The sequence below is a fragment of the Brachybacterium sp. genome (assembly GCF_036379615.1).
Taxonomy (GTDB): Bacteria; Actinomycetota; Actinomycetes; order Actinomycetales; family Dermabacteraceae; genus Brachybacterium.
Map to the genome: position 1 here is coordinate 26,773 of NZ_DASVGJ010000071.1, position 19,559 is coordinate 46,331.

18 protein-coding genes are annotated in these 19,559 nt (G+C 70.9%); 12 read left to right on the top strand and 6 right to left on the bottom strand.

Features of this window, described 5'->3' with window-relative positions; genetic code table 11:
• Positions 1–116: 116 nt before the first annotated feature.
• Positions 117–431 (bottom strand): hypothetical protein, encoded by a 315-nt coding sequence (locus tag VF289_RS16960; protein WP_330885183.1) that lies wholly within the window; start codon positions 429–431, stop codon positions 117–119.
• Positions 432–949: 518 nt separating this feature from the next.
• On the opposite strand from VF289_RS16960, the gene VF289_RS16965 reads away from it, so the two are divergent.
• The 10 genes from VF289_RS16965 (at position 950) to VF289_RS17010 (ending at position 12,155) form a co-directional block, all read left to right on the top strand.
• Entirely contained in the window at positions 950–2,545 is a 1,596-nt protein-coding gene (locus tag VF289_RS16965; RefSeq protein ID WP_330885185.1) for an ABC transporter substrate-binding protein, read from the top strand.
• On the top strand, positions 2,542–3,501 hold the full coding sequence (locus VF289_RS16970) for an ABC transporter permease (RefSeq protein WP_330885187.1): 960 nt from the start codon (positions 2,542–2,544) through the stop codon (positions 3,499–3,501). Before VF289_RS16965 ends, VF289_RS16970 begins: the two co-directional genes overlap by 4 nt.
• Positions 3,502–3,518: 17 nt before the next feature.
• A complete protein-coding gene (locus VF289_RS16975; protein ID WP_330885189.1) occupies positions 3,519–4,463 on the top strand; it encodes an ABC transporter permease in 945 nt (314 codons plus the stop codon).
• Positions 4,463–6,334, top strand: a complete 1,872-nt coding sequence (locus tag VF289_RS16980; RefSeq protein WP_330885190.1) for an ABC transporter ATP-binding protein — start codon at positions 4,463–4,465, stop codon at positions 6,332–6,334. The genes VF289_RS16975 and VF289_RS16980 overlap by 1 nt, the downstream gene beginning before the upstream one ends.
• A 74-nt stretch (positions 6,335–6,408) precedes the next feature.
• Positions 6,409–7,296, top strand: a complete 888-nt coding sequence (locus VF289_RS16985; RefSeq protein ID WP_330885192.1) for a TetR family transcriptional regulator C-terminal domain-containing protein — start codon at positions 6,409–6,411, stop codon at positions 7,294–7,296.
• 79 nt (positions 7,297–7,375) lie between these two features.
• Entirely contained in the window at positions 7,376–8,272 is an 897-nt protein-coding gene (locus VF289_RS16990) for a 3-keto-5-aminohexanoate cleavage protein (RefSeq protein ID WP_330885194.1), read from the top strand.
• Positions 8,269–9,249: a 3-hydroxyacyl-CoA dehydrogenase NAD-binding domain-containing protein gene (locus VF289_RS16995; RefSeq protein ID WP_330885196.1), complete on the top strand. Its 981-nt coding sequence runs from the start codon at positions 8,269–8,271 to the stop codon at positions 9,247–9,249. Before VF289_RS16990 ends, VF289_RS16995 begins: the two co-directional genes overlap by 4 nt.
• Positions 9,246–9,698 carry a thioesterase family protein gene (locus VF289_RS17000; RefSeq protein WP_330885198.1) on the top strand — a complete coding sequence of 151 codons (453 nt, stop codon included), beginning with the start codon at positions 9,246–9,248 and terminating at the stop codon, positions 9,696–9,698. Before VF289_RS16995 ends, VF289_RS17000 begins: the two co-directional genes overlap by 4 nt.
• Positions 9,699–9,763: 65 nt before the next feature.
• Entirely contained in the window at positions 9,764–10,930 is a 1,167-nt protein-coding gene (locus VF289_RS17005) for a serine hydrolase domain-containing protein (RefSeq protein ID WP_330885200.1), read from the top strand.
• A 163-nt stretch (positions 10,931–11,093) separates the two neighbouring features.
• Positions 11,094–12,155 carry a DUF418 domain-containing protein gene (locus VF289_RS17010; RefSeq protein WP_330885202.1) on the top strand — a complete coding sequence of 354 codons (1,062 nt, stop codon included), beginning with the start codon at positions 11,094–11,096 and terminating at the stop codon, positions 12,153–12,155.
• Positions 12,156–12,174: 19 nt separating this feature from the next.
• On the opposite strand, the gene VF289_RS17015 is transcribed toward VF289_RS17010, so the two are convergent.
• Both VF289_RS17015 and VF289_RS17020 read right to left on the bottom strand, forming a co-directional pair.
• Positions 12,175–12,858, bottom strand: coding sequence for a FadR/GntR family transcriptional regulator (locus VF289_RS17015; RefSeq protein ID WP_330885204.1), 684 nt, complete (start codon positions 12,856–12,858; stop codon positions 12,175–12,177).
• A complete protein-coding gene (locus VF289_RS17020) occupies positions 12,855–13,637 on the bottom strand; it encodes an SDR family oxidoreductase (RefSeq protein WP_330885206.1) in 783 nt (260 codons plus the stop codon). Before VF289_RS17020 ends, VF289_RS17015 begins: the two co-directional genes overlap by 4 nt.
• Before the next feature lie 156 nt (positions 13,638–13,793).
• Here VF289_RS17020 and VF289_RS17025 point away from each other — a divergent pair, with 156 nt between their 5' ends.
• Together VF289_RS17025 and VF289_RS17030 are read left to right on the top strand one after the other, a co-directional pair.
• Positions 13,794–14,558 carry an SDR family NAD(P)-dependent oxidoreductase gene (locus VF289_RS17025; protein ID WP_330885320.1) on the top strand — a complete coding sequence of 255 codons (765 nt, stop codon included), beginning with the start codon at positions 13,794–13,796 and terminating at the stop codon, positions 14,556–14,558.
• Positions 14,559–14,571: 13 nt separating this feature from the next.
• Positions 14,572–14,952, top strand: a complete 381-nt coding sequence (locus tag VF289_RS17030) for a hypothetical protein (RefSeq protein ID WP_330885208.1) — start codon at positions 14,572–14,574, stop codon at positions 14,950–14,952.
• Between the two features lie 264 nt (positions 14,953–15,216).
• Here VF289_RS17030 and VF289_RS17035 read toward each other — a convergent pair whose 3' ends face one another.
• Genes VF289_RS17035 through VF289_RS17045 form a run of 3 tightly spaced genes read right to left on the bottom strand, consistent with a single transcriptional unit; the run spans position 15,217 to position 19,557 of the window.
• Positions 15,217–16,236, bottom strand: coding sequence for a LacI family DNA-binding transcriptional regulator (locus VF289_RS17035; RefSeq protein ID WP_330885210.1), 1,020 nt, complete (start codon positions 16,234–16,236; stop codon positions 15,217–15,219).
• 10 nt (positions 16,237–16,246) lie between these two features.
• Positions 16,247–17,929, bottom strand: coding sequence for an arylsulfatase (locus tag VF289_RS17040; RefSeq protein ID WP_330885212.1), 1,683 nt, complete (start codon positions 17,927–17,929; stop codon positions 16,247–16,249).
• Complete coding sequence (locus tag VF289_RS17045; RefSeq protein WP_330885214.1) at positions 17,926–19,557, bottom strand: extracellular solute-binding protein; 1,632 nt, start codon at positions 19,555–19,557, stop codon at positions 17,926–17,928. The genes VF289_RS17040 and VF289_RS17045 overlap by 4 nt, the downstream gene beginning before the upstream one ends.
• Positions 19,558–19,559: the final 2 nt, after the last annotated feature.

Here is a 19,559-nt window from a genome sequence, read left to right on the forward strand (position 1 = left end):
CTCGATTCGTCGGAGTGCAGGGCGGTGGTTCGGGAGACTACGTGCGGGCGAGTCTGCGCGCCAGATGATGACGGGCTGTGACCGGGGATGGCCGCCGGCCGCCCGGCCGGCGTGCCTCAGCCGCCGCTCGGCGCCGGCGGACACCGCCCCTCGGAACCGTCCCTGCGCCCGCCGACCGCCACCTCCTGGCGGTCCCGGTGCCAGACCTCCCAGAGCCGGGCGAAGGGTCCTCCGTCCTGCACCAGCTCGGCATGGCGGCCGGACTCCACGATGCGGCCGTCCTCCATCACGACGACGAGATCGGCCTGCTCGGCGTGGGCGAGCCGGTGTGCGACGACGAGCGCGGTGCGGCCGGCGACGACCGCGGCGACCGCCCGGTCCAGCGTCCCGTCGCTCCCGGCCTCCGCGGTCGCCTCGTCCAGGACCACCACAGGGGATCCGCGAGCAGCACCCGCGCGAGGGCGATCTGCTGGACACGTGCCTCGTCGAGGGAGCGTTCGGGCGCCGCATCGAGGTCGCTCGCCCACTCCGCGGCACCGACGACGACGCCCCAGACGATGTTCGAGCGCACGGAGACCCACCGTCATGAGCTGCGTGCGATCCCGCCGACCTCGGTGCGGTTCAGCGGATGCGGCGGGCCGTGAACGTGCAACGGCCCAGCCACGCCCTTCTCCCTCGGGAGGCGTTGCCGGATCGTGACTCTCCCCGGGCGTCATCCCGCTGGGCGGGATCCCGGCGCAGGTCATCGCTCGGTGCGGACCCTGCGGGAGGCGCGGCATCCCGTCCCGAACTTGCGATGCGGGGTCGAACGGCGTTCGACAGCCATTGCGGGGATCGCAAGATGTGCGTAGGGTCGCCGTTCGTGCCATGACGGGCGATCCGGACGAGAGGAAGTGCGGCTGTGGGGAGACCATCACGCCGAGGGAACAAAAGGTCTGATCATGGGCGCGTGACCGCCGTGCAGTCCTGGCCGGTGACGGACTCCTCGGGCGTCGCGACGCGACGTGGAGTGCTCGGCGGAGGCCTCGGCCTCGGACTGAGCGCGATTCTCGTCGCGTGCGGCGGAACAGCCGTCCCCGCGCAGGAGTTCGATCTCGACGGCCCCCCGACGGAGGGTGGCTCGCTCCGCGTCGGTTTCGTCGGCGGCGGAGCCTCGGACACCCTGGACGGCGCCAGCGCCACCAACCTCGGCGACATCGCCCGCGCCGTCACGATGTACAACACGCTGCTGTACTTCGACGACGAATATGTGCTCCGACCGATGCTCGCCACCTCGGTCACCCCGAACGCCGACGCCACGGTCTGGACCGCCGCGCTGCGCGATGACGTGCGCTTCAGCGACGGGCGGCCGATGACCCCCGAGGACGTGATCGCGAGCTTCGAGCGAATCATCGACCCCGAGAACCCCAAGTCCGGCGCCGCCTCGCTCGCCCATCTCCGGGAGATCGTGCGCATCGACGGGGCCACCGTCGAGTTCCGCCTCGCGACCTCGGACACCGCGCTGGACGAAACCCTCGGTCAGTACACCTCCATCATCGTCCCCGCCGACTTCGACGCGGCCGCGCCGGTGGGCACCGGAGCCTTCGTGCTCGAGAGCTTCACCGCCGCGCAGTCCACGGTGCTGCGCCGCAACCCCCACTACTGGGGCGAGAAGGGCCCGTACCTCGACGAGATCAGTCTGCTGAACTTCAACGACACCGATGCGCTCATCAACGCGCTCCTGTCGAACCAGGTCGACGCCGTCGCGCAGATCCCCTCCGCGCTCACCGAGGTGATCGCCTCCGACGAGCGGATCCGGATCCTCGACTCCGAGACCGGGATGTATCTCCCCTTCACCATGCGGGTGGATCGGGCACCCTTCGACGACGAGCGCGTGCGCCGGGCGTTCCGTCTGGCCGCCGACCGCCAGGGAATGATCGAGCAGGTCCTCTCCGGCAAGGGCACCCCCGGCAACGACATGTTCGCCGTCTTCGACCCGGCCTATCCCCAGCAGCTCCCGCAGCGTGCCCGGGACGTCGCCGAGGCGAAGCGGCTGCTGGCGGAAGCCGGCCACCCGGACGGGATCGAGGTCGAGCTGGTCACCGCACCGATTCAGGCTGGCGTCGTCGAGGCGGCCCAGGTGTTCGCCGAGCAGGCGGCCGAGGCCGGCATCACGGTGACCATCCACCGCATGGATCTCACCGCCTACTGGACCGACTACCTCCAGTACGACTTCTCCCAGTCCTTCTGGTACACCCGCAACTTCCTCGCCCAGTGCAACTCTGCCGTGATGCCAGGCGCCCCGTTCAACGAGACCCACTGGGAGGACGAGGAGTTCACCGATCTGGTCGAGCGCGCCCGGTCCGAGGTCGACGACGAGGCGCGCGGCGAGCTGATCGCGAGCGCCCAGGAGATCCTGTACGACCGCGGCGGCTACGTGGTGTGGGGCTTCGCCAACCAGCTCGACGCCTATCAGGGCTACCTCGGCGGTTTCGTCGAGAACCGGACCGGCATCCCGCTGTCAGGGTTCCGGCTCGACCGGGTCTGGATCGGAGAGACCGCATGATCGCCCGGCTCGTCGTCCGTCGGCTGTCCATCAGCCTCGTCATCCTCCTGGCCGTCTCCCTGGTCGTCTTCGGCGCCACTCTGCTGCTGCCCGGCGACCCTGCCCGAGCGATCCTGGGCCAACAGGCGACCCCGGAGCGTATCGCCGCCCTGCACCAGCAGATGCACCTCGACCAGCCCGCCTGGCAGCGGTACTTCTCCTGGCTCGGCGGCCTGCTCACCGGTGACCTCGGCACCTCGGTCGCCTCCGGCCAGCCGGTCGCCGAGCTGCTGGGCGAGCGTGCCCGCGCCTCGGTGCTCTTGATGGTCGTGGCGGCCGTCGTGAGCATCCCGGTCGGCATCGCGCTGGGCATCTGGTCCGCCCTGCGCCGCGGGCGCGCGACGGATACGGCGATCACGAGCATCTCCCTGGTGTTCGCGGCCCTGCCCGAGTTCGTCATCGGCATCGCCCTGGTGGCGCTGTTCGCCACCACCGTCCTCAGCGTCCTGCCGGCGGTGACCATGTCTCCTCCCGGGACGCAGGTGTGGGACTTTCCGATCCAGCTGATCCTGCCCACCGCCGTGCTGGTGCTCGTGGTGACCCCGTACATCGCGCGGATGATGCGCGCGACCATGCTCGAGGTGCTCGACTCCGGCTACGTGGAGATGGCCCGGCTCAAGGGCGTCCCCGAACGCCGCGTGATCCTGCGCCACGCCCTGCCTCACGCGATCGGACCGGTCGCCCAGGTGATCGCGATCCAGCTGGCCTGGATGGCCGGCGGCGTGGTCGTGGTCGAGTTCCTGTTCCGCTATCCGGGACTGGGCCAGGCGCTCATCGAGGCCGTCGACTACCGCGACGTGCAGGTGGTCCAGGCGGTGACGATGATCGTCGCGGTCATCTACATCGTCGTGAACCTGCTGGCGGACATCGTCGGCATTCTCGCCAATCCGAAGCTGCGCACCGGAGGTGACAGGTGATGTCCCAGGCAGAGCACATGGAAGCCACCGCATCCGACGGCGTCGACGACCTTCGCGAGGACCGGGCGACCAGCGACCCCACGGTGACCGGCGCCCCAGTCGGGACCGGCCCCGCGAGCACGGCCCGCAACACGCTCGTGATCCGGTTCTGGGCGCAGCGACAGGCGAAGGTGGGTGCGGTGCTGACGGCGCTCGTGGTCGCCGTCGCACTGCTCGGGCCGCTGCTGCTGCCGTGGGCGACCGGCTACAGCGCCACCGCTTTCGCCGACCGTCCCTTCCAGCTCACCGGCCTGTTCGGCACCGACAATCTCGGTCGCGACGTCCTCAGTCGATTCCTCGACGGCGGCATCTCGTTGATCCTCTACTCGGCGCTCGCTACGGCGCTGGGACTGTTCCTGGGGCTGCTGCTGGGGATGATCGCCGCCTACACCGGCGGCCGCCTCGACTCGCTGCTCATGCGTGCCAACGACGTGCTGCTGGCGATCCCGCAGCTGGTGTTCGCGCTGCTGGCCATCACGGTGCTCGGGCCCGAGCCGTGGGTGCTGGTGACCGTCATCGCGATCACCCACGCCCCGCGGATCGCTCGGGTCACGAGGTCGGCGACCCTGGACGTCATCAACGAGGACTACGTCCGCGCCGCGGAGATGTACGCGATGCCGCGGATGCGGATCCTGTTCCGCGAGATCCTGCCCAACATCACCGGCCCCCTGACCGTCGAGGCGGGCCTGCGCCTGACGTACTCGATCGCGGCGATCGCCTCGCTGTCCTTCCTGGGCCTGGGCATGCAGCCGCCGGCCGCCGACTGGGGCCTGATGATCAACGAGAACCGGATCGCGCTGAGCCTCCAGCCCTGGGGCGTGATGCTCCCGGTGCTCGCGATCGCCGTCCTGACCATCGGAACGAACCTGATCGCGGACTCGGTGGCACGGGCCTCGGCGAGCACCAACGCAGGAGAGAAGTGATGTCGAGAGCACGCAGCGCCGAGGCGACCCTCACGCCGACGGGCGCCCCGATGGTCGAGGGCTCCGCCTGGCACGCGCAGGTCGCCGTCGGAGGGGACGTCCTGGAGATCGACGACCTGAAGGTCGAGACCACCGCCGGTGGCCGGCCGGTGATCAAAGGAGTGGATCTGAGCCTGTGCTCGGGCGAGCTGCTCGCCCTGGTCGGCGAGTCCGGCTCGGGCAAGACCACCGTCGGCCTGGCCGTGCTCGGACACTTCCGGCGCGGTCTGCGGCACGTCGGCGGGTCCGTCACGGTCCACCCCTCGAACGACACGTCCGCCGCCGTCACCACCGAACTGGGCGAGGAGTCCCTGCGCCGGCTGCGCGGGTCCCGGGTCTCGTACATCCCGCAGGACCCGGCGCTGTCGCTGAACCCCGCCATGCGCGTCGGCGAGCAGATCTCCGAGGTCCTCGTCGTCCACGAATTCGGGGCCAACGATGCCGAGCGGACCGAGCGGGTGAGAGGCGTGCTGCGCGAGGTCGGTCTGCCGGACGACGCGTCGTACCGGCGCCGCTGGCCGCACCAGCTCTCGGGCGGGCAGCAGCAGCGCATCGGCATCGCCATGGCGTTCGCGATGTATCCCGACGTGCTCGTGCTCGACGAGCCGACGACCGGGCTGGACGTGTCCACCCAGGCCGTGGTGCTCGAGACCATCCGCGAGATGACGGTGAAGAACAACGTCGCCGGCCTCTACATCACCCACGACCTCGCTGTGGTCGCGGAGATCGCCGATCGCGTCGCGGTGATGCTGCAGGGCGAGCTGGTCGAAGAGGGTGCCGCCGCAGGTGTGCTCGACAATCCGCGCCACCGCTACACGCGCACGCTGCTCGCCGCAGTCCCCGATCTCGCCGGCCGGAACGACATCGGCACCTTCGAGGCGCGTCGCAAGCAGGTCGAGGCCGCGGAAGCGGCGGCGGCCTCCGGCGGGCGCGCGGCGACAGCGGCGTCGCCCCCGAGCGAGCACGCCGACGCGACGTTCCGCACTGCCCCTGACGGGGACCTTGTCACGAACGCGGAGGACTCGTCGGCGGGCACCGGAGACCCGGCCGCAAGCACCGAGGACTCCGCTCCGAGCGCCGGAGAGCCGCTGCTCGAGGTGCAGGGCGTGTCCCTGTCCTACGGCGAGAAGCAGGTGCTCGCCGGCGTCGACCTCACCCTCCGCACCAGCGAGTGCACCCTGCTCCTGGGAGAGTCCGGCTCGGGCAAGACCACTCTCTCGCGAGCGATCGCGGGCCTGCTGGACCAGTGGTCGGGCTCGGTGACGTACCGGGGCGAGGAGCTTCCCCGCTCTACCCGTCAGCGCAGCCTGTCCCAGCGACAGGACATCCAGTACGTCTTCCAGTCGCCGTTCTCCTCGCTGAATCCGCGACGCACCCTGGCGCAGTCCCTGGCCGTGCCGCTGGAGATGTCCGGCGAGCTCGGTGCCGCCGAGCGCCGCGAGAGGGTGCACGAGGCGCTGGACGCGGTGCGACTGGGACGGGCCTTCGCCGACCGTCGGCCCGGGGACCTCTCGGGAGGCGAGCGGCAGCGCGCCGCGATCGCCCGGGCCCTGGTGAATATGCCGCGGATCCTGGTGTGCGACGAGATCACCTCCGCGCTGGACGTGTCGGTGCAGGCCAGCATCATCGACCTGCTCAGCCGGCTGCGGGAGGAGCGAGGTCTGTCGATGCTTTTCGTCACGCACAACATCGCCCTGGCCCGCCACATCGCCGAGCGCGTCGCCGTGCTCGACCACGGCGTGATCGTCGACGACGGGCCGACGGGCCGCGTGCTCACGTCGCCGAGCCATGCCTACACCCGGAAACTGCTGGAGAACATCCCTACCCTCTGAGGAGGGAGGGCGGGCACCGGGCCGGTAGCGGCCGGGCACCCCCGTCACCGGCCGACGACGCAGCAGGAGGCGCCATGTCGACACCAGTTCCCTCGACCACCCCCGCCGAGGAGGAGGGCGAGGCCGTGCGGGCGCGGGTCCGCTCGTGCATCGCGGAGTCCGGTCTCGCCCAGCGCGAGTTCGCCCGCCGGATCGAACTCGACGAGACCAAGCTGTCCAAGGCTCTGAAGGGGACACGCCGATTCACCCCCGCCGAGCTGGTGCGCATCGCGACCGTCGGCGGTGTCACCGTGAACTGGCTGCTCTCCGGCTCGGAGTCGGCGGCTGGGCCGGCGGTCGCGCCACCTGCCGCGATCCTGCCGCACCGGGAGCAGGAAACCCCGGGGCAGGGCCGCCGGCGCCGCACCATCGTCGAGACCGCCTGGGGCCTGTTCGCCTCCCGCGGCCTGCACGCGGTGAAGATCTCCGAGATCGCCACCGAGGCAGGGGTCAGCACTGCGGCGGTGTACCACTACTTCTCCGGCAAGCGCGAGCTGTTCGAGGAGACCCTGCGCTACTCGGTCAAGCTCGCCTTCGACCGGCAGGTCGCCTCGCTGCACCTGATCTCGGGTCCGCGGGAGCGGCTCGAGCACCTCATCGGGCTGCAGATGCCCGCCCGACGGGCCGGCGTGCAGGAGTTCGCAATCTGGCTGCAGGCCTGGTCCGAGGTCGCCGTCGGCGAGGGCTCCCAGCAGAACCAGGCCGACGCCTACCAGCGCTGGTACAGGACCGTGCACGACGTGCTGCGGGAGGGGCAGGAGGTGGGCGTGTTCGTCGACGAGCCGCTCGAGGACCTCGCCACCCAGCTCACCAGTCTCGTCGACGGACTCGGCATCAAGGTGCTGGTCCGCACCCTCAGCAGCGAGGAGATGGGCCGCCAGGTCTCACGCTTCCTCGACCGCATCACCGTTCCGCGCCCCTGAGCGCTCCGACCGTCCGCACCCCGACCGTCCCGACCGGACGATCCGACCGCCCCGCCCCGACCACGACAAGGACTCCACCATGAGCCGCAAGATCATCCTCACCTGCGCCCTCACCGGTGCCGGCGACACCACCTCCAAGAGCGAGCACGTGCCTGTCACCCCCGATCAGATCGCCGCCGACGCGATCGCCGCCGCCCGTGCCGGCGCCTCCGTCGTGCACATCCACGTGCGCGACGAAGCCACCGGGCGGGGATCCCGCGACGTCGCGCTGTACCGCGAGGTGGTGCGCCTGGTGGGCGAGAGCGACGTCGACCCCGTGATCAACCTCACCGCCGGCATGGGCGGCGACCTCGTGGTCGACCCGAGCGAGCCCACCCGTCGGCTCGAGGGCACTGACCTGGTCAGCGGCCTGGATCGGCTCCTGCACGTCGAGGAGCTGCTGCCCGAGATCTGCACCATCGACTGCGGCTCGCTGAACTTCGGCGAAGGCAGCCAGATCTACGTCAGCACCCCGGACATGCTCCGCGAGGGCGCCTCGCGCATCAAGGAGCTCGGCGTGAAGCCCGAGATGGAGATCTTCGACACCGGCCAGCTGTGGTTCGCGAACGTGATGGTGGCCGAGGGGCTGATCGCTCCGCCGCCCATGTACCAGCTGTGCATGGGCATCCCCTACGGTGCGCCCGCGAACCCGGGCCTGCTGGACGCCATGGTGCACATGCTGCCCGAGGGCGCCGAGTGGACCTCCTTCGCGATCGGCCGCGACCAGCTGCGCTGGGTGGCGCAGTCGGTGCTGCTCGGCGGGCACGTCCGCGTGGGCCTGGAGGACAACCTGTACCTGCGCAAGGGGATCAAGGCCACCAACGCGCAGCTCGTCGAGGAGGCCGGGCGGATCATCGACTCCCTCGGCGAGGCCGTCGCCACTCCCGACGAGGCCCGCGACATCCTCCAGCTCGACCGGAAGGCTCCCACCGCATGACCGACACCACCGCGTCCACGACCCCCGCCCCCGACCCCGCGGCGATCACCACCATCGCCTGCGTCGGCATCGGCACGATCGGCGGAGGCTGGGCCGCCTACTTCCTCGCCCGCGGCTACCGGGTCAAGGCCTGGGACCCTTCGCCCCACGCGGCGAACAGGGTCAGGTCGCTGATCGACGCCGCCTGGCCGGCGCTGACCGAGCTGGGACTCGCCGAGGGCGCCGACCCCCGCGCCATCTCGGTGCACACCGATCTCGCCGAGGCGCTCGACGGTGCCGAGTTCGTGCAGGAGAGCGCTCCCGAGGTGCTCGAGATGAAGCAGCGCCTGCTGGCGGACATCGACCGCCACGCCGCACCGGGCGTCGTCATCGCCTCCTCCACCTCCGGTTACTCGATGACGGAGATGGCGACCGAGGCCGTGCACCCCGAGCGGCTGGTCGTCGGCCACCCCTTCAACCCGCCCTACCTCATCCCGCTGGTCGAGGTGGTGGGCGGCGAGGCGACCGACCCCGCCGCCGTCGCCTGGGCCTCTGCCTGGTACGAGCGGTTGGGGAAGTCCGTCATCACCATGGACCGGGAGGTGCCCGGTTTCATCGCCAACCGGCTGCAGGAGGCGCTGTGGCGGGAGGCCCTGCACATGGTCGCGAACGGCGAGGCGACGGTCGAGCAGATCGACCGCTCGATCACGGACGGGCCCGGCCTGCGCTGGCCGTTGCAGGGCCCGATGCTCACCTTCCACCTCGCCGGCGGACCCGGCGGCATGGCCCACATGCTCGATCACTTCGGGCCCTCCCTGAGGTCGCCCTGGACCCGCCTGGACGCGCCCGAGCTGACACAGGAGCTGCGCGATGCGGTGGTGGACGGCTGCGACGAGGAGGCCGACGGACGCACCGTCGCCGACCTGGTCGTCGAGCGCGACCGGGCGATCATCGCCGTGCGCAGGCTGGTCGAGCAGATCCGCGAGGGCGCCGCGTGAGCGCCCTGCCCACCTTCCGCACCGCAGTGAGGGAGGAGTGGATCGACTACAACGGACACCTCTCCGAGGCGTACTACGTGCTGGTGTTCGGCGGCGCCACCGACCAGGTGATGGAGCGGATCGGGCTCGGCCCGGAGCAGCGCGCGGAGGCTGGCTCCTCCCTGTACACGGTCGAGGCGCATGTGCGCTACCTGCAGGAGGTGCCGCGCGGCACCGAGCTCGAGGTGCGCACCGTGATCGCGGGTCACGCCGCCAAGAAGCTGCACCTCGCGCACGAGATGCACGTGGACGGCGAGCTGGTCGCGACCGAGGAGATCCTCACGCTGCACGTGGCCGGCGTCCCGGCCCGTTCCGCCCCCTTCCCCGAGCTCGTCGCCGACCGGATCGCCGTCGCGGCCGCGACGACCATCGACGCCCCGGACTGGACGGGCCGCGCGATCCGAGTCTGACCCCGCATCACGCTCCCACCCCCGACCGACCACGCCCAGCTCGAGACCTCCAGGAGGAGCCGCCTATGTCCCTGCCCACCCCCAGCGCCCGCGCCGTCACCGTCCGCGAGTCCTCCGGCCTTCCCGGTGACCTCGTCGAACGCCTGGTCGACGTGTTCGCGGAGCATCTGGCCGCCTCCGAGGGCGGCATGGCGTTCTCCGTCCACCGCGGCGGGCGGCCGCTGCTGCAGCTGCACGGCGGGATCGCGGACCGCGCCACCGGACGGCCCTGGACACAGGACACGATGGCGGTGCTGTTCTCCGGCACGAAGGGGCTCACCGCGACCCTCGCCGCGCTGCTCGTCGGCCGGGGACAGCTGGACCCGGAGGCGCCGGTCCTCGAGTACTGGCCGGAGTTCGCCGCCGCCGGCAAGGAGGCGGTGCGTGTCCACCATCTGCTGGACCACACCGTCGGCCTGCCCTACGTGGACCCGGATCCGTCCGGCCCGGCCGAGTCGCTCGACAACCGCCTGATGGCCGAGCGCCTCGCCGCCCAGCCCACCCTGTGGGAGCCGGGCACGAAGGTCGCCTATCACGCCGTGACCTACGGGTACCTGCTGGCGGAGGTGCTGCACCGGGTCTGCGGCCGGAGCGTGGGCGCGCTTCTGCGCGCGGAACTGGCCGAGCCGTACGGCCTCGACCTCCACCTGGGCCTGCCCGAGGAGGAGGAGCCGAGGGTCGCCCCGGTGTTCCGCGCCGAAAACTACCGGATCTCCACCTTCCTGCAGGACGATCCGGAGCGGCGCGCGATCGTGGACCGGATGTATGGCAGCTCCTTGACCGCCGAGGAGCCTCCGTTCAATTCTCGCGCCCACCATGCCGCGGAGCTCGCCGCAGGCGGCGGGATCGCCACGGCGGGCGCGATGGCGCACCTGTACTCCCTGTTGATCGCGGCTGATGCGCCGATCCTCGGCCGGGAGACCCTGTCACGGGCCACCCGCCCCTGGTCCGAGGGATCGGATGCGATCAACGATCGACCTGTACGCTTCGGCCTCGGCTTCGAGCTGGACGACCCGATCGGCACCTACGGCCCGGTGCGCCCCGCCTTCGGGCACACGGGCGCCGGGGGCGGCCTCCACGGAGCCTGGCCGGAGCAGGATCTCGCCTTCTCGTTCCTCACCAACGAGATGCGCAGCGAGGACGTGGACCGGAGGGGGAAGGACCTGCTGGCGGTGCTGGCGGAGATCGCATAGCGGAGGCGGTGCCGGAGAGGCGCGGGCGCCGGCCGCTGATCCGCGCCGGCCGCTCGCCATCGCGAGATCGCCTACGGTCTGCGACCCGGGGATGACGAGGTCGGGCGTCGATCGGACCGCGAGCGGATGTGCCCGACGAGCGGCCGACGGCACGATGGAGGGCATGATCTCCTCGCCTCCCGTCCCGGACCTGACCGTCCCCTCCGCTGAGTCGCCCGTGGCTCGACGCCGACTTCTCGTGCTCGACGTGGTGCGCGGCGTCGCGGTGGCCGGGATCCTGTTCGCGAACGTCGCCACGATCCTCGGGGTGTTCGTGCAGTGGGAGGACGGGACGGTGCCGCTCAGCCACACGCTCCAGCAGCTGCTCGTCCAGCAGCGCTTCTTCCCGATCTTCTCCCTGCTGTTCGGGGTGGGCTTCGGGATGCTGCTCGCCTCCGCCGAGCGACGTGCCGCCCGGCCCCACCTGGTGCTGCTGCGACGCCTGGCGACCCTCGGGGTGCTGGGGCTGCTCCACCAGCTGCTCCAGCCCGGCGAAGCGCTGCTCGTGTACGCGATCGCGGGCATCGCGGTGCTGTTGCCGCTCTCCTTCGTGCCCCGTCCGTGGCGTGCACGGATCGCGCTGGTGGTCGGTGTGCTGCTCACCGCCGCGGCCGCCCCGATCGGCGGGGTGGTGCTGGTCCCGTGCCTGTTCCTGCTCGGCCTCGCGATCGCCGAGGCGGGCCTGCCGCGCCGCGTCGAGGACTCGGCACGCCCCGGTCTGCTCCTCGCCCTCGTCGCCGGTGCCGCGGCGATCCCGTTCGTCGTCCTGCAGCTGGGCAGTCTCGAGACCGCCGGCTTCGACACGGTCAGCTCCGTCGCGGGCCTTCTCAGCGGCCTGTCCCTGGTCGGCGTGCTCGCTGCGCTCCTGCACACCCCGCTGCGCGGTGCGCTCGCTGCCGTGTTCGCACCGCTGGGTCGGATGGCGCTGACCAATTACGTCGGCGCGACCGTGATCGGCGTGGTCGTGGGGTGGCCGCTGTACGCCCCGATGGGGGGCCTGCTGGAACGGGACACCGTGTTCATCGGCGACCGGGAGATGTTCGCGATCTGGGCCGGTTGCGTGCTGCTGCTCATCGTGCAGTCGCTGGTCTCCCGCTGGTGGCTGGCCCGGTTCGGGCAGGGACCGCTGGAGAGGCTGTGGCGCTGGGCGACGTGGAGCAGGGTGCGGTCGCGGGACGTGGCCTGAGGATCCGCCCCCTCGCGTCTCAGCTCCCCGCCCGCTCGATGATCTCCCGCATCCGCGCCGCGGCCCGGTCCTCCTCGCCGGCGCCGATCGCGGCCGCGACCTCCTGATGAAGATCGAGGTCGTGCCGGTCGGGGGCGAGCTCTCCCCGCTCGACGAGCGCCCGGTGGCGCAGTCCCTCCTCGATCACCTGGCGCAGCCGCAGCAGCATCGCGTTGCCGGAGAGGTCGAGCACCGCGGAGTGGAAGGCGCGGTCGGCGGCGAGGAAGGCACCGGACCCCGGCCCGTCGGCCGCCTCGACAATCCGCGCCGCGGCCGCCTCGAGCGCGTGCGTGCTGCCGCGGCCGCCGCGAATCTCGCGGGCGGCGGCCGCGGCGGCAGCGGGCTCGACCGCATGGCGCAGCGAGCGCAGCTCCGCGAGCTGCGCGACGGAGTCCGGTCCCTCGAGCCGCCAGCGGATCACCCGCGGGTCCAGCAGGTCCCAGTCGGCGAGCGGACGGATGCGCAGGCCGACGCGCCTGCCGGCGCTCAGCATCCCGAGGGCGCCGAGCACCCGCGTGACCTCGCGGACCACGCTGCGTGAGGCGCCGGTGCGGGCGATGAACCCGTCGACGGTGTCGGTGTGCCCAGCGGGCAGCTCGCCCGCGACGATCCCGGCGCCGAGCTGGTCCAGCGCCCTCTCAAAGGCGCCCGGCGCAGCAGTCATGCCTGGGAGACGGGCGAGACGACCAGCTCGTCGATGCGCACGTTCGCGGGGGAGTCGAGCACGAAGCAGGCGGTGCGGGCGATGTCCTCGGCGCTGAGCATCCGCGCGCGGGACTCCGCATCCGGGACAGAGGGCCGCTGGTCGAGGAAGTCGGTCGCGACATCGCCCGGGCAGAGGTGGCAGGCCCGCACACCGTGCGCGGCCTCCTGCTGGTTCAGCGTGCGCACGAGGGAGCCGAGCGCGGTCTTGCTCGCCGAGTACGCCACGCCGGCGCCGGGCTGGAAGGACCAGCCGGCGTAGGAGGAGATCACCACGACCTGCCCGGATCTCTCGCGCAGGTGGGGTAGGGCGGCGTCGATCACGGAGGCGACCGCGGTGAGGTTCGTGGAGACGATCGCGTCGAACTCGGCCAGGTCCTGGTCGTCCCAGCGTCGTCGCGGGGCGTTCAGTCCGGCCGCGAGCACGAGCGCGTCGATCCCGCCGAGCTCGTCCGTGATCCGTGCGGCGGTCTCCCGGACCGCCTGCCGGTCCTGCACGTCCAGCGGCGCGACCAGGGCTGTCCCGCCGTCGGCGCGGATCTCCGCGGCGAGCTCCTCGAGCACCTCGCGCCGCCTGCCGCTGAGCGTGACGGCCCAGCCCGTGCGCGCCGCCCGCAGCGCGGTCGCGCGGCCCATCCCGCTGCCGGCACCGGTGAGCCACACCGTGCGCCTGGGGTCCGAGCCCGCGGCGAAGAGCGCCTCGTCCCGTCCGCTCCGTCCGCTCGAGGTCGTCTCGCTCATCGTCATCTCGCTCCTCGTCGTGCGTTCTCGCGGTCCGGTCCTCCGCGGCGAGCTCGGCGCCCCATGGACCACTGCCACCCAATAGTATGACTAGTGAAGGCGGCTCGCGGGCCGCACACCGAGCGCGGCGCCGACGCCGCAGGAGAGGACTGGGCGATGGAACTGGATCTGCGGGGCAGGGTGGTCCTGGTGACCGGAGCGGCGCGCGGCATCGGTGCCGTCATCGCCGCACGCTTCGCGGCCGAGGAAGCGCGCGTGGTCGCGTTGGATCTCGCCTTCCCGGAGGGGGAGGCGGCCGACGGGCCCACGGTGGACCAGGTGGTCTGCGACGTCACCGACCCCGACTCCGTGCACGCCGCCGTCGAGACGGTCGCGGAGCGCCACGGCACGATCGACGTGCTCGTGAACAACGCCGGGATCGTCACGGACTCGACGGTGGTCGAGACCGACTGGGCCACCTGGCAGAAGTGCTTCGACGTGAACACCGGCGGCACCTTCCTCATGTGCAGGGCCGTCGCCCCGCACATGCAGAGGGCCGGCCGCGGCCGGATCCTCAACGCCGCCTCGTTCGCCGCGATCGTGCCGAGCGTGGGCAGCGCCGCCTACGCCGCCTCGAAGGCCGCCGTGGTGCAGCTGACCCGCGTGCTCGCCTCCGAGCTCGGCCCCCACGACATCACCGTCAACGCCTACGCCCCCGGTATGGTCCCCACCGCCATGAACGGCTTCGCCGACATGCCTGCCGCCCAGCAGGACCGGCTGCTGGACACGCTCTCGCTGCGCCGCTGGGAGAGCCCGGACGACGTCGCCGATCTGCTGATCTTCCTGGCCAGCGACCAGGCCTCCTACATCACCGGTACCCTCGTGGACGTCTCCGGCGGGAAGCTCGCCACGCAGATCCCGGCCAGGGCGCACGGGCGTTGAGTCGACGCGCCTCGTGCCGGGTTCACGAGAGGAACGAGCCCTGAGAGCCCTGATCTGCGGAGCGGGGATCGCCGGCGCGGAAGCGGCCCGGCGGCTCGAGCGCGACGGCCACGAGATGATGATCCTCGAGCGCTCCAGCGGGCGGCGCGAGGGCGGGTACATGGTCGACGTCCGGGACCTCGGCCATCAGACGGCGGCCTATGTGCTGGACGATGCCGAGCTCGCCGAACAGCTCTCCGACCGTCTGCCCATGATCGAGGCGCCGGCGCGGAGCCTGCGCGAGATCGACGCGGTGGCGGAGGGCCTCGCGGAGTACGACCGGATCCGTCGGCCGACGACGACCCGGGCGCAGCACGAAGGACGCGAGTTCGCGGAGGACTTCATCCCGCGGTGAGAGACGCAGCCGGCTCCGAGCGGCCGAGAGACGTCCGCCAAGGGCGTGACGTCTGCGCCGGTCCCGACCCCACGGTGCGTTCCATCCCGGGAAGGCGCGCAGCGCAACGCACTGTTCTGCGGAACCCTCGTCCGAGCAGGCCACGGACCGCCTTGGGTGACGGCGGCCGGGCACCATGCCAGGTGACGAAGAATGCTCCACCGTCCGCCGTCCACAGCCAACCTCCACGGGACCCTACGGAGCCGACTGCTTCTCCCGGTGCTCCTACCTGGTTGTCTCACGCACGATCAGGGTGAAGCCTGCCTGCAGGCTTCCCTGCCCCACTGCGACTCCCTGGTCCATCTGCCGCTGGAGCAGATCCAGAGCCATTGTCGCGATCCCGTGACGGTCCGGGGCGAGAGTGGTCAGGGAGGGAGTCAGAGACCGCGCATAGGGGATGTCGTCGAAGCCGATCACGGAGACATCCTCGGGGACGACCAGCCCGTGGCGGTGAAGGGCACGCATCACCCCCATCGCGACCCAGTCGGTGATGGCGACGATGCCGTCGGGCGGCTCAGCGGCCTCGCTGAGCAGCTCCTCGGTCGCGCGCTCGCCTTCATCTCCGGTGCCCCTTGTCACTGGGCGTACGAGCTCAGGGAAGAGCGGCAGCCCTGCGTTCTCCAGACCGTCCAGATAGCCCTTGGTGCGCGGCGCCGGTGAATCGAGGTCGCTGGCACCGATCAGAGCGATGCGGCGTGCGCCGCCGGTGGCCAGGTGTCGGACCGCGACCGCACCGGCGGCCCGGTTGTCGATGCTCACGTGCGGAGTTCCTGGATCGAACTCACGATTGCTGAGGATCACCAGAGGCGTCGACCTGTTCATGCCGGCTACGTCGGATGGATCGAGCATCTGCGAGCTGACGATCATCCCATCCACCCGCTGCGGGAAGTTCCCGGCCAGAGCCGCGCGCTCGGCGTCCGGATCGCCGTCGGTCTGATGGATCAGCACGAACCAGCCGCGAGCCTCGGCTGCCCTGACCAGGATGCCTGCCAGCGACGCGAAGTACGGCAACGACAGCTGAGGCACGACCAGCGCGATCACCCCTGCCCGACCCCGGGCCAGGTTCCGCGCGGAGAGATTCGGCCGGTACCCGACCTCTTCGATCGCGGCGACCACCCGCTCCCGAGTCCGGGCGGAGACATGGGCGTACTCGTTGATGACGTTCGAGACGGTCTTCATCGAGACCCCGGCGCGCTCGGCGACGTCGATCAATCGTGCCGGGCCGGCACTGCGCTCCACGCTCACCCCCGAGATTCTATGCCGTCGGTTCGTCCGGGAGGTTCGTCGTCTCCACGGTGGTGTCTGTGACGGCGGAGCGGAACTCCTGTACGAGACCTCCTCCACGCCGGCTGGAGCGCTGCGCGAGGATCGCGGACCTTTCTCGTACCCCGCAGCGTCGAGCCCACGCCGTCCAGGTGGCCGTCAGCTCCGCGAGCAGACCGGGGTGCGCTGCGGCCAGGTCGAACGTCTCGGTGCGGTCCCTCTCCAGGTCGTACAGTTCCCACGGCTCTCCGTGCTTGCGCACCCCTTTCCAGCGGCCGCGGCGGATCGCGGCGTTCCCCTCGTGCTCGAAGAAGAGGGGATGGTCGTCCGGTGCCTTCCGGCGATCTCGCCAGGACGGGAGCATGGAGCGGCCCCGCAGGCTCGGCCCGTCGGGGCCTGGGCCCCCCTCGTCCGGTGTCCGGGGGCCCGAGCCGCCGACGGCCTCCAGCACGGTCGGGACGATGTCGGTGAGCTGATGAGACGAGTGGTCCCAGCCGTGCTCGAGCCCTCCGTCCGGCCAGTGCGCGATCAGGGGGGTCGCGATGCCGCCCTCGTGCACCCAGTGCTTGTACTCGCGGAAGGGCGTGTTGGACACGTTCGCCCACGGCTTCCCGTACGTGGCGAAGGTGGCGGGACCTCCGGGGACCACCGAGGGATCGTTGCCCTTCCGCACCCGCTCGCCCGTCCGGGTGCGGGCAGGGACGTTATAGGGCAGGGGCGACATCTCATCGGCCCACCCCGCGGGTATCTCCTCCGCGCAGCCCCCGTTGTCCGAGAGGAAGAGGATCAGCGTATTCGCATGCTGGCCCGTCTCCTCCAGCGCGCAGATCACCTCTCCGATCGCCGTGTCCATCGCGGTGATCTGGGCGGCATAGACCTGCATCCGGATCGCCTGCCAGTCCTTGTCCGCGACGGCGTCCCACGCCGGCACGTCCGGGTCACGGTCGGAGAGCGGCGGGCAGCGCTCCCCGAACACCCCGAGGCCCCCCATCGCGTGCCAGCGGTCCTCCCGTACCGCGTCCCACCCCCGCTCGTACACGCCGTCATAGGCGGCGATCTCCTCGGGCCGGGCGTGCAGAGGCCAGTGCGGTGCGGTGAAGGGCAGGTAGAGGAAGAACGGGCTCTGCTCCTGCGCCGCCTCCCGGATGGTGCTCGCGGCCCGGACGCCCAGCGCCTCGGTCAGATGAAAGTTCGGCTCGTCGACCTGGATGAGCTGTTCGTCCTCAGCCATGGTCGTCGGCTCGAAATAGCTGCAGGCCCCGCCGAGCGGACCCCAATGCGCATCGAATCCCCGGCGCGTCGGCCAGGCGCCGTTGGGACTCCCGGTGTCGCGTGCCAGGTGCCACTTGCCGATGATCGAGGTGCGGTACCCGTTCTCCCGCAGGAGCTCTGCGAGGGTGGTGCAACGCGGGTCCAGGTCTCCCGCGTACCCGGCGGGCCGGGTGTCTCCGGTGAGGATTCCGATCCCTGTCTGATGGGGATCCAGCCCCGTGAGCAACGATGCCCGGGACGGTGAGCAGCGGGCCGTGTTGTAGAAGCTGCTCATCGTGACCCCGGCCCGGGCCAGCGTGTCCAGGTGCGGCGTGCGGATCTCGCTGCCATAGCAGCCGATGTCGGAGAAGCCGAGGTCATCGGCGAGCAGCACGATGATGTTCGGCCGAGGATCGTCGTTCATGCGTCGGCGCGGTCTGCACGAGCCTGTTCGAGCTCGGCGCGGATCTGGTCGCCGCCGGCGTTCCGCCAGGCTGTGATGCCATCCGCCCACGCGCTGAGGGGTTTGCGGCCCTGCAGGATGTCATTGGTCAGATCGTTGACCCGGCCCTCGATGGTGGCTCCCTCTCGGGTATCGGTCTCCGAGTACAGGCCCAGCACCGGGTTGCTCACCCCGTAGTCGACGACCATCTTCTGGCCGTCGTACCACCGCTGTGTGGAGCCGGTGTTCCCGGGAACGTAGATCGGCCACGGGGCATCGGTCAGGTACCGGAACCCGAGCGGGGTCTCACTGCGGCCACGATCGTTCAGCACCGGGTCGCTGCCTGCGAGCTCGTAGTGGACGCCCTCCTGGCCGTACACCCTGAACAGGTACTCCTCGGTGCCGAACGGTGCCGCGAGGTAGTTCAGCATCCGCAGCAGCGCGGGGATGCGATCCTCGGCATCCTTCCGGATCGCAGAGACCCCGTAGGTGGGATTGCCGAGCCATGCGCAGGCCTGCCCAGCGTCCCCGTCGAAGCCGGGAGTGCGCATCGCCTCCATCACGAACTCCTCGCCCATGCTGTGCATCTGCTCGAAGTTCGGCCAGGCGGAGAAGGTGTCCATCATGAGGTAGTTGCGGCCCGAGACGAACCAGTTCTTCCTGTCGTTCGCCTGCGAGGAGAAGGCATCCGGGCTCAGCACCCCCGCCTCGACCATGCGCCGTGCGGCCGCCAGGGCTTCCTCCTGCTCCGGTTCCTCGAAATTCCGCAGCAGCTCGCCGTCCTTCTCCCGCCAGGCGTTCGAGATCCCGAGCATCTGCCGGATGAGGTCCAGGGGGACCGCGCCGAGTGCCCAGATGTTCTCCTGTGGCCGGGTCAGCTCCGTGCACAGCTCCAGGAACTCCTCGAACGACTGCGGGTCCTCCGTGATCCCGAGCTGCTCGAGCAGATCGGTGCGCTTGTACAGGATCTGCGAGCTCATCACCCCGCGCGGGATGGGGATCCCCATGATCTTGCCGTTGTAGGCGGTCTCGCGCCACGTGTCCGTCGGGATGTTCGCCAGGAACGGATAGTCCCGGGCGGCGCTGCCCGAGAGATGGGGTGTGAGGTCCGCGGCCGCGGAGTCGAGGAACTGGGGGAGCAGGGGGGTGTTCCCGGCGATCAGGAACAGTTCCGGCAGCACGTCCCCGGCGACCGTGGTCGCGAACTTCTGCTCCCAATCAGGGGCCGGCACGATGTTGAGCCTGATATCGGAGCCCAGGCGGTGGTTGAGCTCCTGCCAGAACGCGTTGCGGGAAAGGCTCGGTGGGACGGGAGAGTCTGTGCGGACCAGGGAGGTCACGGCGTCGCCATCCCCCGGTGGCTCTGAGACCGCCGAGTCAGGGGCGGAGGGGAAGGAGAAGTAGCCGTCCATCAGGCCCGTCTCGGGGTCGCCGGGCAGGTCCGGCTCCGCGCCGGCGTAGGGGATGAACTCCGGCAACTGCACGGGGGCGTTGGCGAACTCGACGGGGATGCCGCCGCGGCCCTCGTTGCTGCACCCTGCGCTCAGGGCGATGCCTGCGGCGGCGCCGGCGGTGAGGACTGTTCGACGGGAGAGGGGCGTGCTGGTCATGG

Coding starts and splice junctions, on each gene's coding strand:
- VF289_RS16970 (WP_330885187.1), top strand. CDS start 2,542: ATGATCGCCCGGCTCGTCGTCCGTCGGCTGTCCATCAGCCTCGTCATC.
- VF289_RS16975 (WP_330885189.1), top strand. CDS start 3,519: ATGGAAGCCACCGCATCCGACGGCGTCGACGACCTTCGCGAGGACCGG.
- VF289_RS16980 (WP_330885190.1), top strand. CDS start 4,463: ATGTCGAGAGCACGCAGCGCCGAGGCGACCCTCACGCCGACGGGCGCC.
- VF289_RS16985 (WP_330885192.1), top strand. CDS start 6,409: ATGTCGACACCAGTTCCCTCGACCACCCCCGCCGAGGAGGAGGGCGAG.
- VF289_RS16990 (WP_330885194.1), top strand. CDS start 7,376: ATGAGCCGCAAGATCATCCTCACCTGCGCCCTCACCGGTGCCGGCGAC.
- VF289_RS16995 (WP_330885196.1), top strand. CDS start 8,269: ATGACCGACACCACCGCGTCCACGACCCCCGCCCCCGACCCCGCGGCG.
- VF289_RS17005 (WP_330885200.1), top strand. CDS start 9,764: ATGTCCCTGCCCACCCCCAGCGCCCGCGCCGTCACCGTCCGCGAGTCC.
- VF289_RS17010 (WP_330885202.1), top strand. CDS start 11,094: ATGATCTCCTCGCCTCCCGTCCCGGACCTGACCGTCCCCTCCGCTGAG.
- VF289_RS17015 (WP_330885204.1), bottom strand. CDS start 12,858: ATGACTGCTGCGCCGGGCGCCTTTGAGAGGGCGCTGGACCAGCTCGGC.
- VF289_RS17020 (WP_330885206.1), bottom strand. CDS start 13,637: ATGAGCGAGACGACCTCGAGCGGACGGAGCGGACGGGACGAGGCGCTC.
- VF289_RS17025 (WP_330885320.1), top strand. CDS start 13,794: ATGGAACTGGATCTGCGGGGCAGGGTGGTCCTGGTGACCGGAGCGGCG.
- VF289_RS17040 (WP_330885212.1), bottom strand. CDS start 17,929: ATGAACGACGATCCTCGGCCGAACATCATCGTGCTGCTCGCCGATGAC.
- VF289_RS17045 (WP_330885214.1), bottom strand. CDS start 19,557: ATGACCAGCACGCCCCTCTCCCGTCGAACAGTCCTCACCGCCGGCGCC.